Genomic DNA, 16511 nt, shown 5'->3' on the forward strand with positions numbered 1-16511 from the left:
ATCCCTCGCCGTTCGGCCTGGCCGAGGCTTGGACGCCGAGAAGGATCAGCACTTGACCTCGCCGTAACCGCTTAGGGGTCTGTGGTCAGGGGTCTGCTCAACGACCGCGCAGCCTGCGGTAGGTGTCGACCAGATGCTTCGTGGAGGTGTCCAGGCCCGGCACCTCGGCGCCCTCGGTCAGGGCGGGCTCCACCCGCTTGGCGAGGACCTTGCCGAGCTCCACACCCCACTGGTCGAAGGAGTCGATGTTCCACACGGCGCCCTGGACGAACACCTTGTGCTCGTAGAGTGCGACCAGCTGGCCCAGCACCGACGGGGTGAGCTCGGAGGCGAGGATCGTGGTGGTGGGGCGGTTCCCGGGGAAGGTCTTGTGCGGCACCAGCTCCTCGGGCACTCCCTCGGCGGCGACCTCTTCGGCGGTCTTGCCGAAAGCCAGCGCCTGTCCCTGGGCGAAGAGGTTGGCCATCAGCAGGTCGTGCTGGGGGACGAGCCGGGGCGCAAGCTCCTGCACGGGCCGGGCGAAGCCGATCAGATCGGCCGGGATGAGCTTGGTGCCCTGGTGGAGCAGCTGGAAGTAGGCGTGCTGGCCGTTGGTGCCGGGGGTGCCCCAGACCACCGGGCCGGTCTGCCAGCTGACCGGGTCGCCCTCGCGGTCCACCGACTTGCCGTTGGACTCCATGTCCAGCTGCTGCAGGTAGGAGGGGAACTTGGCCAGGTAGTGGCTGTACGGCAGGACGGCGTGCGACTGGGCGTCGTGGAAGTCGCCGTACCAGATGCCCAGCAGGCCCAGCAGGAGCGGCACGTTCTCCTCCGGCGGGGCGGTGGCGAAGTGCTCGTCGATCAGATGGAAGCCGGCCAGCATCTCGCGGAAGTGGTCCGGGCCGATGGCGAGCATCAGGGAGAGACCGATCGCGGAGGGGTAGGAGTAGCGCCCGCCGACCCAATCCCAGAACTCGAACATGTTGTCCGTGTCGATGCCGAACTCGGCGACCTTCTCCGCGTTGGTCGACACCGCCACGAAGTGCTTGGCGATGGCCTCGTCACCTGCCCCGAGCCCGGTCAGCAGCCAGTCGCGGGCGACCGTGGCGTTGGTGATGGTCTCGATGGTGGTGAAGGTCTTGGAGGCGACGATGAACAGCGTCTCGGCCGGGTCCAGGTCGTGCACCGCCTCGTGCAGATCCGCACCGTCCACGTTGGAGACGAACCGGAACCGCAGCGAGCGGTAGGTGTAGGGGCGCAGCGCCTCGTAGGCCATCGCCGGGCCCAGGTCGGAGCCGCCGATACCGATGTTGACGATGTTCTTGATGCGCTTGCCGGTGTGGCCGGTCCAGTCGCCCGACGTGATGCGGTCGTGGAAGACGCCCATCTTGTAGAGCACCTTGTGCACCTCACCGACGACGTCCTCGCCGTCCACCATGATGGACGTCGAGCGCGGCGCGCGCAGGGCGATATGCAGCACCGGGCGATTCTCGGTGGTGTTGATCCGCTCGCCGCGGAACATGGCGTTCCGCAGCTCGGCCACCTTGGTCGCCGCGGCCAGTTCGCGCAGCAGCCGGAGCGTCTCGTCCGTCACCAGGTGCTTGGAGTAGTCGACATGGAGATCGCCCACCTGAAGGGTGAGCCGACGACCGCGCTCCGGGTCATTGGCGAACAGCTCGCGCAGATGCGCGTCGCCCAGCTCCTTGCGGTGTTCGGCCAGCGCATGCCACTCGGGCAGCTGGTCGAGCCTCGTGCGGCCTTCAGCGTTCATCTCGGACATCAGCCCACTTCTTGTCGGTGCCTGGCCCCCGCCTGCCACCAACCTAATTGATGGCGGTCCGCATTCTCGGAACGAGGGCTGTCAGACCGCGGACGAAGAGCACCGCGGCCCCCAGCGCCGGGGTGTTCAGCCCCCACGCCGCCGCCATCACCCCGCCGAGCGGGGTGCCGAGCGGGGTGCCGGCGATCGACAGCGTACGGAAGGCGGCGCTCACCCGGCCGACCATCCCGGCGGGGCCGCGCTGCCGCATCATCGTCACCTCGGCGACGTTCCGGAAGGTTTCGGCGCGTCACCTCGGCGACGTTCCAGACGATTCCGGCACGTCACCTCGGCGACGTTCCAGACGATTCCGGCGAGGCCGAACAGTCCCATGGCGGCGACGGCGGCCGGCGGGCTCCGTACCGTCCCCAGCACGGTCGGGGCGCCGGTCCGGACGGTCCCGCACACCATGACGACGCGAGTGAGCCCCCGCCATTCGGTGGGCCGGGCGGCCACCAGGCCCCCGGTGACGCTGCCGATCCCTAGACCGTGATGACCGGCCGCATAGCCGGTGTTCCGGGCGCCCGCTCCCCACCCCGTTCCCTCAGCATCCCCCGACCGTAGCCGCCGCCACTGACAACGGCCCGGCCGCGCACCCCATGAGGGTGCCCGGCCGGGCCGTCGTCCCGCGTGCTCGCTCGCGGATGGGTCTAGATCTCGCCCCGCAGCTTGGCAAGGGCCTCGGCGAGAATCGCCTCGCCGTCGGCGTCACTGCGCCGCTCCCGCACATACGCCAGATGCGTCTTGTACGGCTCGGTGCGCGGCGGGTCCGGCGGATTGTCCCGGTCCTTGCCGGCCGGGAAGCCACAGCGGGGGCAGTCCCACGTGTCCGGGATCTGCGCGTCGCTGGCGAAGCTCGGCACGGTCTCGTGTCCGTTCGAGCACCAGAAGGAGATGCGCAGGCGCGGTGCCGATTCGCCTCGCTCGGCTTCTCCCATCGGCCCCGCTCCGACCCGACTTCCACGGATCGCGTTGCCACTTGCCACGGTCGTAACTCCCTGCGTGATGGTGCCGCGAAGCCTCGATTGTCAGCCCCGCTGCCCGGCGCCCCAGTCTACGTAAGGCCCAACGCGCGTCCAGTGAGAGGAGTTACACCCGCCACCGAGGACGCCACCCCCATGATAGGCCGCTGATGGTCCACCCTGACGACGGTACGTCAGATATCGGGCGTCAGCCGGGCCCGGAGCGGGCCCCGCCCGGGAGCTCAGTCCAGCTTCATCAGCAGCCCGAGCACGACGATGCAGACGAACCACAGCAGCCCGATGACCACGGTGATGCGGTCCAGGTTGCGCTCGGCGACCGAGGAGCCGCCCACGGAGGACTGCATGCCGCCACCGAACATGTCGGAAAGGCCACCGCCCTTCCCCTTGTGCATGAGCACCAAGATCATCATCAGAATGCTGAAGACGATCAGGGCGATCGAGAACCCCATGATCACAGCTGGACCAACCTTCTCGGGCTTGTACGGACGACGGGGGCCGAGCGGTGCCGATCGCACCACCACGACCCCCGACAGGGTACGACGACCCGCGCCCTACGGCCTACTCACTGGTCGCGGAAACGAACGATCTTGACGAATTCCTCGACGTCCAGCGACGCGCCGCCCACCAGGGCGCCGTCCACATCCGGCTGCGCCATGATCGAGGCGACGTTCCCCGACTTCACCGAGCCGCCATACTGGATCCGGACCTTGTCGGCCACCTCCTGGCTGTACAGCTCGGCGAGCCGGCCGCGGATCGCCCCGCAGACCTCCTGGGCGTCCTCGGGGGTGGCGACCTCGCCGGTGCCGATCGCCCAGACCGGCTCGTACGCGATCACGATGGTCTCGGCCTGCTCGGCCGGGACGTCCTTGAGACCGCCGTCCACCTGCGCGAGGGTGTGCGCGACCTGGTTGCCCGCCTTCCGGACCTCCAGACCCTCGCCGACGCACAGGATCGGGGTGAGGTCACTGCGGAAGGCCGCCTTGACCTTGGCGTTGCAGAGCTCGTCGGTCTCACAGTGGTACTGACGCCGCTCCGAGTGGCCCACGACGACGTAGGCGCACTTGAGCTTGGCGAGCATCGGGCCGGAGATCTCGCCGGTGTACGCACCGGAGTCATGCGCGGAGATGTCCTGGGCACCGTACTTGATCTTCAGCTTGTCGCCGTCGACCAGCGTCTGCACCGAGCGCAGATCGGTGAAGGGCGGCAGGACCGCGACCTCGGTGGCCTCGTAGTCCTTGTCGGCGAGCGCGAAGGCGAGCTTCTGGACGTGCGCGATGGCCTCAAGGTGGTTGAGGTTCATCTTCCAGTTGCCCGCCATCAGCGGCATGCGGTCACTCACGGTGTTCAGTCCTCCAGTGCGGCGAGGCCGGGGAGCGTCTTGCCCTCGAGGTATTCGAGGCTCGCTCCGCCGCCGGTCGAGATGTGGCCGAAAGCGTTCTCGTCGAAGCCCAGGATGCGGACGGCCGCGGCGGAGTCGCCGCCGCCGACCACCGTGAAGGCGGGGCTGTCGATGAGCGCCTGGGCGACGGCCCGGGTGCCCTCGGCGTAGTCGGGGTGCTCGAAGACGCCCATCGGGCCGTTCCAGAAGACGGTGGCCGTGTCGGCGAGCTTCGAGGCGTACAGCTTGCGGGTCTCCGGGCCGATGTCCAGTCCCTGCGTGTCGGCCGGGATGGCGTCCGCGCGGATGACCTGCGGGTGCGCCGGGGCCTTGGTCTTCAGGTCCGGGAACTCGCGCGCCGCCATGACGTCGACGGGGAGCACGAACTCCACGCCGCGCTTCTGGGCCCGCCGAAGATACTCCTGGACCGCCGGGATCTGGTCCTCCTGCAGCAGCGAGCCGCCGACCTCGTGACCCTGGGCCTTGAGGAAGGTGTACGCCATGCCGCCGCCGATGAGGATGCGGTCGGCCTTCTCCAGGAGGTGGTCGATGACGCCGAGCTTGTCGGAGACCTTGGCACCGCCGAGGACCACCGCGTACGGGCGCTTGACGTCCTCGGTGAGCTTCTTGAGGACGGCCAGCTCGGTCGCGATCAGGTCGCCGGCGGCGTGCGGCAGCCGCGCCGGGAGGTCGTAGACGGAGGCGTGCTTACGGTGTACCGCGCCGAAGCCGTCACCCACATAGAGGTCGGCCAGGGCGGCGAGCTGGTCGGCGAACGCGCCGCGCTCGGCGTCGTCCTTGCTGGTCTCACCGGGGTTGAACCGCAGGTTCTCCAGCAGCGCGACCTCGCCGTCGGAAAGGCCCTCGACGGTGGTCCGCGCGCTCTCGCCCACGGTGTCGGTCGCGAAGGCGACCTGCTTGCCGAGAAGTTCGCCGAGCCGCCGGGCGACCGGGGCGAGCGAGAACTGCGGATCGGGCGCGCCCTTGGGGCGGCCGAGGTGCGAGGCCACGATCACCTTGGCTCCGCGGTCCAGCAGCTTGCTGATCGTCGGGACGGCGGCGCGGATCCGGCCGTCGTCGGTGATGGTGTCGCCGTCGAGCGGGACATTCAGGTCGGCGCGGACGAAGACCCGCTGCCCGGCGACCTCAAGATCGTCAATCGTCTTCACAGCATGACTCCTTGATCATGGAGCGGGGCCCGGTACGACGGCGTCGTAGCGGGCCCCGTTCCTCGCTCATTGCGACAGCGTCAGAGCTTGCCGCCGACGAAGACGGTCAGGTCGACGAGGCGGTTGGAGTAGCCCCACTCGTTGTCGTACCAGCCGATGACCTTGACCTGCTTGCCCTGGGCCATGGTCAGCGAGGAGTCGAAGGTGCAGGACGCCGGCCAGTTGACGATGTCCGAGGAGACGATCGGGTCCTCGGTGTACTCGAGGATGCCCTTGAGCTGGCTCTCGGCGGCCTTCTGGAAGGCGGTGTTGACCTCTTCCTTGGTGACCTCGCGGTCGAGCTCGATGACGAGGTCGGTGACCGAGCCGGTCGGGACCGGGACGCGCATCGCGATGCCGTCCAGCTTGCCCTTGAGCTGCGGGAGGACCAGCGCGGTGGCCTTGGCGGCACCGGTGGAGGTCGGAATGATGTTCTCCGCGGCGGCGCGGGCGCGGCGCAGGTCCTTGTGCGGGAAGTCCAGGATGCGCTGGTCGTTGGTGTACGCGTGGACCGTCGTCATCATGCCCTTGACGATGCCGAAGCTCTCGTCGAGGACCTTGGCCATCGGCGCCACACAGTTGGTGGTGCAGGAGGCGTTGGAGATGACGTGGTGCTTGTCCGCGTCGTACTTGTCGTTGTTGACGCCCATGACGATCGTGATGTCCTCGTCCTTGGCGGGCGCGGAGATCAGGACCTTCTTGGCGCCGGCGGCGAGGTGCTTGGCGGCGTCCTCGCGCTTGGTGAAGATGCCGGTGGACTCGATCACGATGTCCGCGCCGAGCTCGCCCCACGGAAGGGCGGCCGGGTCACGCTCGGCCATCGTCTTGAACGTCTGGTTGCCCACCGTGATGGTGTCCTCCGTGTGGCTGACCTCGTGCTTCAGCCGACCCAGGATGGTGTCGTACTTCAGCAGGTGCACCAGGGTGGCATTGTCGGTCAGGTCGTTGACACCGACGATCTCGATGTCCGCGCCCTGCTGCAGGAGCGCGCGGAAGTAGTTGCGACCGATACGGCCAAAGCCGTTGATGCCTACGCGGATCGTCACGAACCGATCTCCTCGTTGGTGTGCCGGTCTGGACGCCGGCGAGCTGTATGGGATGTCCCCGACCGCCTCCGACCCTACCGCTATCACGAGACGCACGTGACATTGGCTTCGGCGGCCCATCACCACCGGAACGTGGTATGGGCCGCCGATTCAGTCACGTTCTGTCACGTCCTGTCAACGACGCAGGGAACGCAGCGCGCCGCCCACGAGCTTCGCCCGCTGGGCGGCGCTCGGGACATGCTCCAGACCGAACCCCAGCAGCACGGTGTCCCTGGTGGTGACCGCCGCCGAGGCGTGGAACAGCTCGCGCGAGCGGGTCCAGTCCGCGGCGTTCGGCGGGCTGCCCTGCGGTGCCCCCGGCGCGGACCAGGGGCCCAGCGCCGCCTCGAAGCCCTCGGAGTCCTTGGCGGTTCCGCCCACGGTGAGCTGGGTGTTGTCCACGAAGGCGCCCCGGCCGCCGGTGCCCGGGTCGGTCACATAGGAGACGGCCAGCTCGACCTTCTTGCCCGCGTAGCCGCTCAGATCGACCGAAACCGGCCGCCAGCCCTCGGAGGAGCCGGTGAAGCTGTTCCAGCCACCCGTGGTGCCCTTCGCGCGGCAGCCGTCGTCGCCGGGCGTCAGATAGTGCTTCAGGAACGGGTGGAGGTTCAGCAGGAAGCCCGCCTCGCATTCGGTGGGAACCGCGGTGGAGGAGCCGCCGTTGGCATCCGGGAGCGTCGTCCAGTCGTCCTGGCCCACGGTGTGCGCCTCGACGATCACATGGTCGTATCCGGGCTCGGTGTCGAAGCTGAGCCGGAAGGTGAGACCGGGCGTGTCGCCGACGGCCACACCGGTCAGATCGACGGTGCGGGACAGCCGCATCCAGGAGCTGTCACGGTGCCCGGCGGCCGCCATCCAGTCGCCCTCATAGGGCTGGTACGGGGTACGCGCCCCCGGGTACTCCCCCGCGCCCGCGCTGCGGAACTGCGGGAAATCCTTCGGCGGCAGCACATCGGAGGTGACGGTGTACGCGCCCGCGGCGTCCAGCGGGTTGCCCGGGGCGTCGGCGAGGGTGGCCGCGGTGCCCTTGAGCGCGCCGGCCCCCCGGAAGGCAGCCGGCGACTTCAGCGTCAGGCGGCTGTCGGCGCCCAGGTAGTACTGGCTGAAGTCGTCGGTGTCGGCCGGGCCCACCTCGGAACTGCCGCCCGCCCGCTCACCGGTGGTGATGAGCTTGCCGCCCTCGTTGAGGAAGTCGCGCACGGCGAGCAGGGTCGGGCCGCCGGGCCGCCGGGCGCCGGTGTACCAGAGCACGGTCTTGAAGTGGCCGAGCACCCCGAGCGCGGACGGCGTGCCTTGGGTGGCGACGTCCCAGACGGCGGCCTTACGGCCGTTGTCGGCGAGGGCCTTGGTGTACGCGGCGGTGTGCCGGGCGGGGGAGCTGCCGCCCTCCTCGGCGATCACCAGGGTGTCGGCGCGGGGCCGCTTGGCGACGGTGAAGGTGAACGGCTCGCTGGAGGTCCGCTTGCCGCTCTTCGTCCGGCCGGTGAACCAGACCTTGACCCGCTCGCCGGGATACGCCCCCTTGACCGCGGCGCGGTACTGGTCGAAGCGGAGGTTGTCGTCACCCCCATAGGTCTCGCCGCCCTTCCAGGGCTTCAGCGAGGCGGTCCGGGTACGGCCGCCGTCCACGCGGTAGTTGAGCTTCTTGTCGCGCACGCTCTTGCGGACGGTCACGGAGACGTCCTGGCCGGCGCCGCGGGCGTAGGAGGTGGTGAAGGCGTCCGGGGTGAAGTCGGGGGCGGTGAGGCCGACCGAGGACGAGGGCCGGTCGGGGTGCTCGGCGGTCTCGGCGACGGAGAGCGCGAAGGGGATGTTCTTGGCGAACTCCTGCTGGATCAGCTTCTCGTCGTCCGGGAAGGTGAAGACGGACGCACAGTCGCCCGGCCGCCACGCGTCATTCGGGTCGAGGACGGAGGCGGTCTGACAGGTCGACATCTCCGGGGTGAACATCATCATCCCGTTGACGTTGGCCGCGTGGCCGTCGGCCTCGCCGTTGGTGGTGTACAGCTCCGAGGAGACCTGCGGGTGGTAGCCGGGGATCGCGGAGTGCTCGGGGGTTCCGGCGAGGGCCTTGTAGAGGACGTCGTCGGGGGTGGGGGTGGCGACCTGCCAGCCGACGCCGTAGAGGAGCAGTTCGGCGGCGGAGTGGTAGTTGATGCCGTAGTCGAAGCCGATGCGCTTCTCGAAGCGGTCCAGGGCCTTGGTCTCCGGCTCGGAGCCGGGCGCGGGGCCCCGGTAGGTCTCATCGGCCAGGTCGGGGGACGAACCCTCGTCGTCGTAGCCCCACTTGTAGGAGAAGTTGCGGTTGAGGTCGACGCCGTCGCCCGTGGTGATCCTGCCGTCGCCGTTATTGTCCCGGAGGTTCTTGCGCCACTGCCGGTTGGCGGGGCTCTCATGCGTGTAGTCGTAGCCGTCCGGGTTGGCGGAGAGCACGAACCACAACTCCGTACGGTCGACGATCTTGGTGACGCGGTCATCCTTGCCGTAGTTGTCGAGGTAATAGCGCATCAGCCGGCGGGTCATCTCCGGGGTGATCCACTCACGGGCGTGCTGGTTGGACACATAGAGCACCGACGGCTTGCTGCCGTCGGGGGTCCGCTTGGCGCCCTTCGAGATCTTGAGCGCGAGGATGTCCTTGCCCCGGGTGGTCTTGCCGATGCTGACGACCTTGGTCAGGCCGGGATGGGCCTGACCGGTCCTGACGATCTCCTGCTGGAGCCCGCCGTCGCCGCTGTAGGGGCGGAAGACGCCGTCGCCGGCGGCCTTGAGGCGGTTACGGGCCTGGTGCGAGAGTTCCTTCGCGGTGAGCCGGATGCCCTGGCCGCGCAGCGCGGCGGCCTGCTGTCCGGTGAGATAGAGCTCGACCGGACCGGTGCCCTTCTCCGGCACCTGCCGGCCGAGCTCGGTGCCGTCCACTCCGGAGCGCAGCAGCAGTGGGATCTGGGCCTTGGTGACCTGGGCGGTCCATACGGACAGTCCGTCGGCCGAGGCGTCCGCCGCGGGCCGTGCGTGCGCCGCGGGAGCCGCGGCCACTCCCCCCAGCAGCAGTGAAGCCACTGCCACAACCGAGCTGACCGCTCTCTTCGATCTCGCCGTGCGTCTCTTCATGAGCCCCCCTGACTGTCATCCGACGCGGTGGGTACGCAGGCGGACCAGACTCGCCACGACACATGCTCATGTCAACAGGGGCGCGCGGCCGGGCCCCGGCGCGTACCCGAAGGGACGCGCGCGCCCCCGGGCCCGTGCGGGCATCCGGGGGCGTGTGGGCCGGTTCGGGCCGGGTGGGGCCTGCTGGGGGCAGTCAGCCGACCATGCCCTCGGCCATCTCGTCGGTCAGGCTCGACTCCGTACCGGGAATCCCCAGGTCCTGCGCGCGCTTGTCGGCCATGGCGAGCAGCCGGCGGATCCGGCCCGCGACGGCGTCCTTGGTCAGCGGCGGGTCGGCGAGGGCGCCCAGCTCCTCCAGGGACGCCTGCTTGTGCTCCATGCGCAGCCGTCCGGCCGCGGCGAGGTGCTCGGGCACCTCCTCGCCCAGGATCTCCAGCGCGCGCTGCACCCGGGCGCCCGCGGCGACGGCGGCACGGGCCGAGCGGCGCAGGTTGGCGTCGTCGAAATTGGCCAGCCGGTTCGCGGTGGCCCGTACCTCGCGGCGCATCCGCCGCTCCTCCCAGGCGAGGACGGACTCATGCGCCCCCAGCCGCGTCAACAGCGCGCCGATGGCGTCACCGTCCCGGACGACCACCCGGTCCACCCCGCGCACCTCGCGCGCCTTCGCGGGGATCTGCAGCCGGCGGGCGGCGCCGACCAGCGCCAGCGCGGCCTCCGGGCCGGGGCACGTCACCTCCAGGGAGGACGAGCGGCCGGGCTCGGTAAGCGAGCCATGGGCGAGGAAGGCCCCGCGCCAGGCGGCCTCGGCGTCACAGGTGGCACCGGAGACGACCTGCGGCGGCAGTCCGCGGATCGGCCGGCCGCGGCCGTCGACCAGACCGGTCTGCCGGGCCAGCTGGTCACCGCCCGCCACCACCCGCACCACGTACCGGCTGCCGCGGCGCAGCCCGCCGGGAGCCATCACCACCAGATCGGAGGAGTGGCCGAAGATCTCCAGGATGTCCTTGCGCACCCGGCGGGCCGCGATGCCCGTATCCAGCTCCGCCTCGATCACGATGCGCCCGCTGACCAGGTGCAGGCCGCCCGCGAACCGCAGGATCGCCGAGACCTCCGCTTTCCGGCAGCAGGTGCGGGTGACGGGGAGCCGGGAGATTTCATCCTTCACCGCTGCCGTCATCGCCATGGGCCGATCCTTCCATGCATCCGAAAAATACGGTCGTACGCGGCCGCCAGAAGCTCCGGGTCATGCTTCGGGGCACCATCGGTCGCGGCCACCGGCGCCAGCTCGACCGTGCCGCCCAGCCGCTTGGCGGCCTCGCGCAGACTGCTCTGGTCGGGAACGGCGGCCTCGTCGGCCAGCACCACGTCGAAGGCGAGTTTAGGGGCGTGTCGGGCCAAAACCTCCAAATGACGCTGCGGTGAGAAGCCATCGGTTTCTCCGGGCTGGGGGGCGAGGTTCAGCGAGAGCACCCGCCGGGCCTTGGTCTCGGTGAGCGCCCGGAGGAGGTCCGGGACCAGCAGATGCGGGATGACGGAGGAGAACCAGGAGCCGGGACCGAGCACCACCCAGTCGGCGTCCATGACCGCCTCGACGGCCTCGGGGACCGCCGGAGGGTCGTTCGGCACCAGATGGACCGACTGGACCTCGCCCGGGGTGAGCGCCACGGTGGCCTGCCCGGCCACCGTGGAGACCTCGTCCGGGCGCGCCGGATCATGGCCGCGCACATACGCCTGGAGCTCCAGCGGCACCGCCGACATGGGCAGCACCCGGCCCTGCGCGCCCAGCAGCTTGCCGACCAGATCGAGCGCCTCGACATGGTCGCCCACGTGCTCCCAGAGGGCGACGATCAGCAGATTGCCGACCGCGTGGCCGTGCAGCTCTCCCTCGCTGATGAAGCGGTGCTGGATGACCCGGGCCCAGGTCTGGCCCCAGTCGTCGTCCCCGCACAGCGCGGCCAGCGCCTTGCGCAGATCGCCGGGCGGCAGCACGCCCAGCTCGTCCCGGAGGCGTCCGCTGGAGCCCCCGTCGTCGGCCACGGTGACGACGGCGGTCAGATCGCCGGTGATCCGGCGCAGCGCGGCGAGGGAGGCGGACAGGCCCATACCGCCGCCGAGCGCGACGACTTTGGGCTGGGCACCCCGGCTCGTCCGCCCACCGACCAGCCGACGCAGCCGTCTGGTACGGATCGTCACTCGCGCCCCATGTCCCGGTGGACGACGACGGTCTCCACGCCTTCGGCGGCCAGCCGTGGGGCGAGCCGCTCGGACATCGCGACGCTGCGGTGCTTGCCGCCGGTGCAGCCGACGGCGATGGTCACATAGCGCTTGCCCTCACGGCGGTAGCCCGCGGCGATGAGGTGGAGCAGCTCGGCGTAGCGGTCGAGGAACTCCTTGGCGCCGGGCTGGTTGAAGACATAGCCGGACACCTCCTCGTTGAGCCCGGTGAAGGGGCGAAGCTCGGGGACCCAGTGCGGATTGGGCAGGAAGCGGCAGTCCACCACCAGATCGGCGTCGACCGGCAGGCCGTACTTGTAGCCGAAGGACATGACGGTGGCGCGCAGCTCCGGCTCCTCGTCGCCCGCGAACTGCGCGTCCATCTTGGCGCGCAGCTCGTGCACATTGAGGCTGGAGGTGTCGATCACCAGATCGGCGTCGCCGCGCAGCTCGCGCAGCAGATCGCGCTCGGCCGCGATGCCGTCCACGATCCGGCCGTCGCCCTGCAGGGGGTGCGGTCGGCGCACGGACTCGAAGCGGCGCACCAGCGCCTCGTCGGACGCCTCGAGGAACAGCACCCGGCGCTTGACGCTCTTGGCGGCCAGATCCGCGAGGGACTCGCGGAGGTTGTCGAAGAAGCGGCGGCCGCGGACGTCCACCACCACGGCGATCCGGGCCACATTCCCCTGGGAGCGGGCCCCCAGGTCGACCATGGTGGGGATCAGCGCGGGCGGCAGATTGTCGACGACGAACCAGCCGAGGTCCTCCAGACACTTGGCGGCGGTGCTGCGGCCCGCGCCGGACATTCCAGAGATGATCACCAGCTCGGGGATGGCCGCCGCCTCGGCGGGCTCTCCCGACGTGCCCGTATTCACCTGCGCTCCGTCTCCATGGGTGGTGTGCTCGGTCATGGTCTCGTCCCCCGATTCGGTGACGGCGCCGCGGGAGCGGCCTCGTCCTCAATGATCTCTCCTGTGGCGGTGTTCACGGCGGGCGCGGCCGGGGCCGCCCGGGTGAGGGCCGCGGCGACCGTCTCCGCCGTCTTACGGCCGATGCCCGGCACCTCGCAGATCTGCTCGACGGTGGCGGCGCGCAGCCGCTTGACCGAGCCGAAGTGCTTGAGCAGCGCGTGCCTACGGGTCTCGCCGAGGCCCGGCACGGTGTCCAGCGGCCCGGCCTTCATCGACTTGGCGCGCTTGCTGCGCTGGTAGGAGATGGCGAAGCGGTGCGCCTCGTCGCGGACCCGCTGGAGCAGGTAGAGGCCCTCGCTGCTGCGGGGCAGCACCACGGGGTCGTCCTCGTCAGGCAGCCAGACCTCCTCCAGCCGCTTGGCGAGGCCGCAGACGGCCACATCGTCGATCCCGAGCTCGTCGAGGGCCCGCTTGGCGGCGGCGACCTGCGGCTTTCCGCCGTCGACGACCACCAGCTGGGGCGGATAGGCGAACCGCTTCGGCCTGCCCTCCTCGTCGATCGGGCCGGAGGTGCCCTCGGCCGGAGCGCCGGCCTCCTGTGCCTGCCCGGAGGCCACCTCGCTTCCCTGCACCTGCCCGGAGGCCACCTGCCCGGAGGTCTCCTCCTCCCACTCCCCCGTCTTCTGCTTCTCCCGCAGATAGCGGCGGAACCGGCGGCCGACGACCTCGTGCATGGAACGGACGTCGTCCTGTCCGGCGAAGCTCTTGATCTGGAAGCGGCGGTATTCGCTCTTACGGGCCAGACCGTCCTCGAAGACGACCATGGAGGCCACCACATCGTCGCCCTGCAGATGGGAGATGTCGAAGCACTCGACCCGCAGCGGCGCGGAGTCCAGGCCCAGGGCCTCGGCGATCTCCTCCAGGGCCCGGGAGCGGGTGGTCAGATCGGAGGCGCGCTTGGTCTTGTGCAGCGCCAGCGCCTGCTGGGCGTTGCGCTGGACGGTCGCCATCAGGTCCTTCTTGTCGCCGCGCTGCGGGATGCGCAGATCGACCCGGGAGCCCCGGCGCTCGGTGAGCCACTCGGTGACCGGCTCGGCCGGGTCCGGCACGGCCGGGACCAGGACCTCCTTGGGGACGGCGTCGCCCCGCTCCTCCCCGTACAGCTGCTGCAGGGCGTGCTCGACCAGCCCGGCGGTGTCGACGGCCTCAACCTTGTCGGTGACCCAGCCGCGCTGGCCGCGCACCCGGCCGCCGCGGACATGGAAGATCTGGACGGCCGCCTCCAGCTCGTCCTCGGCCACCGCTATCAGATCGGCGTCGGTGGCGTCGGCGAGCACGACCGCGTTCTTCTCCATGGCGCGCTTGAGCGCCCCTATGTCGTCGCGCAGCCGGGCCGCCTTCTCGTACTCCAGCTCCTCGGCGGCCTCCCGCATCCGCTGCTCCAGACGGCGCAGATAGGTGCCGGTGCGGCCGGCCATGAAGTCGCAGAACTCCTCGGCCAGTTCCCGGTGTTCCTCAGCGGTGACCCGGCCGACGCAGGGGGCCGAGCACTTGCCGATGTAGCCGAGCAGACAGGGGCGGCCGATCTGCGCGGAGCGCTTGAACACCCCGGCGGAGCAGGTCCGGACGGGGAAGACCCGCAGCATCAGATCGACGGTCTCCCGGATGGCCCAGGCGTGGCCGTACGGGCCGAAGTAGCGCACGCCCTTCTTCTTGGGGCCGCGCATGACCTGGACCCGCGGGAACTCCTCGTTGAGCGTGACGGCGAGTGAGGGATAGCTCTTGTCGTCCCGGTATTTGACGTTGAACCGGGGGTCGAACTCCTTGATCCAGGAATATTCGAGCTGCAGCGCCTCGACCTCGGTGGAGACCACCGTCCACTCGACGGCCGCGGCCGTGGTGACCATGGTGCGGGTGCGCGGGTGGAGGTGCGCCAGGTCCTGGAAGTACGAGGAGAGCCGGGGGCGCAGGCTCTTCGCCTTTCCGACGTAGATCACCCGGCCGTGCTCATCACGGAACTTGTAGACCCCCGGCGACTCGGGGATCTCTCCCGGCTTGGGGCGGTAGCTGCTCGGGTCGGCCATGCTCACCACCCTACTGGCGGCCGGTGACAGTTCCGGAGCCGTCGGGGCGCCGATCAGGGAGGTCCAGGGCGTCTCCGGGTGCCCGGGCGCCCGGGTCCGGGCTGATCAGGCCTCCGGGCCGGCGACGAGCCTGCCGCCCTTCGCCGTGACCGGCACGGACGGCAGCGGTGCGCTCGCCGGGCCCTGGAGGACCTTGCCGGTGCGGACGTCGAACTGGCTGCCGTGGCAGGGGCAGCTGACCTTTCCGTCCTCGACGCTGTCCATGACGCAGCCCCGGTGGGTGCAGACCGCGCTGAACGCCGTGAACTCGCCCTTGGCGGGCTGTGCGACGAGCACCCGGTTCTCGCGGTAGATCTTCGCGCCGCCGACCGGGACGGCCTCCGCGACGCCGAGGTCCACGGGGGCAGTGGGGGTCGGGGACGTGTTCTTGCCCGATCCGTCCGGGGTGCAGGCCGCCGCCCCGAGCCCGGCGGCTCCGGCCAGGGCGGCGCAGCACAGCACGGTTCGTCGGGAGGCGGGCTGGCTGGTCATGGGGGCTCCAGAGGGTCGTCGTCGCCCTGTGACGATACCGGTACGGATCGGGCCGTTCGCGGGCGGTCCCCGGTGTGGCTCCGGGGCGCGCGTAAACGCTTGCGCAAGCGTTTACGTCCGGCTGCGGATGCGATACGTTCCTCCCCCGGCACCACCGGAGGACAGGGCGAGGAGAGGCGGGACGCGTGGCGACCATGGCCGACGTGGCGCGGCGCGCGGGCGTCTCCGTGGCGACCGTCTCGCATGTGCTCAATGGAACCCGGCCGGTGCGGCCCGACACCCGCAGGGCCGTGCTGGAGGCCATCGACGAGCTGGGCTACACCCCCAACACCCTCGCCCGGTCCCTGGTCACCGCGCGCACCCGCTCGATCGGTCTGGCGGTCTCGGCGATCAGCAATCCGTACTTCACCGAGATTCTGCAGGGCGTCGAGGCCGGCGCCCTCGCCCACGGCTACAGCCTGCTGATCGCCGATCCGCACGACGACCCCGCGCATGAGCGCACGGTCGTCCAGCTGCTCCATGAGCGACGGGTGGACGGAGTGATCGTCGCCCCGTCCGCCGAGCCCGCCGCGCTGGTGGAGTATCTCGCCCGCCACGAGGTGCCCGCCGTCTTTCTCGACCGGCTGATCGGCGACGGCCACGACCAGGTGTGCGCCGAGAGCGCCTGCCACGTCGAAGAGCTCGTCCTCCACCTCGCCGACCTCGGCCACACCCGGATCGGCCTGGTCGCGGGTCTCCCGGGGCTGAGCACCACCGTCGAGCGGATCGCCGGCTACCGGGCCGGGCTGGGGCGGCGCGGGCTGCCGTACCGGGCCGGGCTGCTCGCCGACGGGCACTCCGAGGCGCGGGGCGCGCAGGAGGCCACCCACCGGCTGCTGGCCACCCCCGAGCCGCCCACCGCGATCATCACCGCGAACAACGCGATGACCATCGGCGCGCTGCGCGCCCTGCGGGAGGCGGGCCGCCGGGTACCGGACGACCTCGCGCTGGTCTGCTTCGACGACTTCTCCTGGGCGGATGTCTTCTCCCCCGGGCTCACCGCGATCTCCCAGCCCAGCCGGGAGATCGGCAGTACGGCCGTCAGGCTGCTGCTCGACCGGCTGGAGAACCCGGCGCGGCCGCCCCGTACGGTCCGGCTGCCCTGCACCTTCGTCCACCGCACCTCCTGCGGCTGCCGACCCTGACCGCGCACCCACCCGCCGCACCCGCCT

Annotated in this window: 14 protein-coding genes; 1 reads left to right on the forward strand and 13 read right to left on the reverse strand. The window is 70.4% G+C overall.

Annotation, left to right across the window (positions count from 1 at the left end):
* Positions 1-97: 97 nt before the first annotated feature.
* The 13 genes from pgi to ABZU99_RS11855 form a co-directional block, all read right to left on the reverse strand.
* Complete coding sequence (gene pgi / locus ABZU99_RS11795) at positions 98-1750, reverse strand: glucose-6-phosphate isomerase (RefSeq protein WP_356047487.1); 1653 nt, start codon at positions 1748-1750, stop codon at positions 98-100.
* A 52-nt stretch (positions 1751-1802) separates the two neighbouring features.
* Positions 1803-2018, reverse strand: coding sequence for a hypothetical protein (locus ABZU99_RS11800; RefSeq protein WP_356047379.1), 216 nt, complete (start codon positions 2016-2018; stop codon positions 1803-1805).
* Between the two features lie 430 nt (positions 2019-2448).
* Positions 2449-2784, reverse strand: a complete 336-nt coding sequence (locus ABZU99_RS11805) for an RNA polymerase-binding protein RbpA (RefSeq protein ID WP_009718803.1) — start codon at positions 2782-2784, stop codon at positions 2449-2451.
* 218 nt (positions 2785-3002) lie between these two features.
* The gene (secG, locus tag ABZU99_RS11810; protein ID WP_355939661.1) at positions 3003-3230 is read right to left on the reverse strand and encodes a preprotein translocase subunit SecG; all 228 of its coding nucleotides are present in this window, start codon (positions 3228-3230) and stop codon (positions 3003-3005) included.
* Positions 3231-3343: 113 nt separating this feature from the next.
* A complete protein-coding gene (gene tpiA / locus ABZU99_RS11815; protein WP_355939658.1) occupies positions 3344-4120 on the reverse strand; it encodes a triose-phosphate isomerase in 777 nt (258 codons plus the stop codon).
* Between the two features lie 5 nt (positions 4121-4125).
* A complete protein-coding gene (locus ABZU99_RS11820; protein ID WP_355939655.1) occupies positions 4126-5328 on the reverse strand; it encodes a phosphoglycerate kinase in 1203 nt (400 codons plus the stop codon).
* 80 nt (positions 5329-5408) lie between these two features.
* Positions 5409-6413: a type I glyceraldehyde-3-phosphate dehydrogenase gene (gene gap, locus ABZU99_RS11825; protein ID WP_355939652.1), complete on the reverse strand. Its 1005-nt coding sequence runs from the start codon at positions 6411-6413 to the stop codon at positions 5409-5411.
* Between the two features lie 174 nt (positions 6414-6587).
* Positions 6588-9560, reverse strand: coding sequence for a M14 family zinc carboxypeptidase (locus tag ABZU99_RS11830; protein WP_356047375.1), 2973 nt, complete (start codon positions 9558-9560; stop codon positions 6588-6590).
* A 193-nt stretch (positions 9561-9753) separates the two neighbouring features.
* Positions 9754-10743: a DNA-binding protein WhiA gene (gene whiA / locus ABZU99_RS11835; RefSeq protein ID WP_355939646.1), complete on the reverse strand. Its 990-nt coding sequence runs from the start codon at positions 10741-10743 to the stop codon at positions 9754-9756.
* Positions 10734-11753, reverse strand: a complete 1020-nt coding sequence (yvcK, locus tag ABZU99_RS11840) for a uridine diphosphate-N-acetylglucosamine-binding protein YvcK (RefSeq protein ID WP_355939643.1) — start codon at positions 11751-11753, stop codon at positions 10734-10736. The genes whiA and yvcK overlap by 10 nt, the downstream gene beginning before the upstream one ends.
* A complete protein-coding gene (rapZ, locus tag ABZU99_RS11845) occupies positions 11750-12685 on the reverse strand; it encodes an RNase adapter RapZ (RefSeq protein WP_355939640.1) in 936 nt (311 codons plus the stop codon). Before rapZ ends, yvcK begins: the two co-directional genes overlap by 4 nt.
* A complete protein-coding gene (uvrC, locus tag ABZU99_RS11850) occupies positions 12682-14769 on the reverse strand; it encodes an excinuclease ABC subunit UvrC (RefSeq protein ID WP_356047373.1) in 2088 nt (695 codons plus the stop codon). Before uvrC ends, rapZ begins: the two co-directional genes overlap by 4 nt.
* 105 nt (positions 14770-14874) lie before the next feature.
* Positions 14875-15300, reverse strand: a complete 426-nt coding sequence (locus ABZU99_RS11855; RefSeq protein WP_355939634.1) for a Rieske (2Fe-2S) protein — start codon at positions 15298-15300, stop codon at positions 14875-14877.
* A 185-nt stretch (positions 15301-15485) separates the two neighbouring features.
* On the opposite strand from ABZU99_RS11855, the gene ABZU99_RS11860 reads away from it, so the two are divergent.
* Positions 15486-16484: a LacI family DNA-binding transcriptional regulator gene (locus ABZU99_RS11860; RefSeq protein ID WP_355939631.1), complete on the forward strand. Its 999-nt coding sequence runs from the start codon at positions 15486-15488 to the stop codon at positions 16482-16484.
* The last annotated feature ends 27 nt before the right edge of the window (positions 16485-16511 follow it).

This window comes from Streptomyces sp. NPDC005266 (assembly GCF_040607655.1).
In the GTDB taxonomy this organism is placed as follows: Bacteria; Actinomycetota; Actinomycetes; order Streptomycetales; family Streptomycetaceae; genus Streptomyces.

Coding starts and splice junctions, on each gene's coding strand:
- ABZU99_RS11830 (WP_356047375.1), bottom strand. CDS start 9,560: ATGAAGAGACGCACGGCGAGATCGAAGAGAGCGGTCAGCTCGGTTGTG.
- whiA (WP_355939646.1), bottom strand. CDS start 10,743: ATGGCGATGACGGCAGCGGTGAAGGATGAAATCTCCCGGCTCCCCGTC.
- uvrC (WP_356047373.1), bottom strand. CDS start 14,769: ATGGCCGACCCGAGCAGCTACCGCCCCAAGCCGGGAGAGATCCCCGAG.
- secG (WP_355939661.1), bottom strand. CDS start 3,230: ATGGGGTTCTCGATCGCCCTGATCGTCTTCAGCATTCTGATGATGATC.
- pgi (WP_356047487.1), bottom strand. CDS start 1,750: ATGAACGCTGAAGGCCGCACGAGGCTCGACCAGCTGCCCGAGTGGCAT.
- rapZ (WP_355939640.1), bottom strand. CDS start 12,685: ATGACCGAGCACACCACCCATGGAGACGGAGCGCAGGTGAATACGGGC.
- ABZU99_RS11855 (WP_355939634.1), bottom strand. CDS start 15,300: ATGACCAGCCAGCCCGCCTCCCGACGAACCGTGCTGTGCTGCGCCGCC.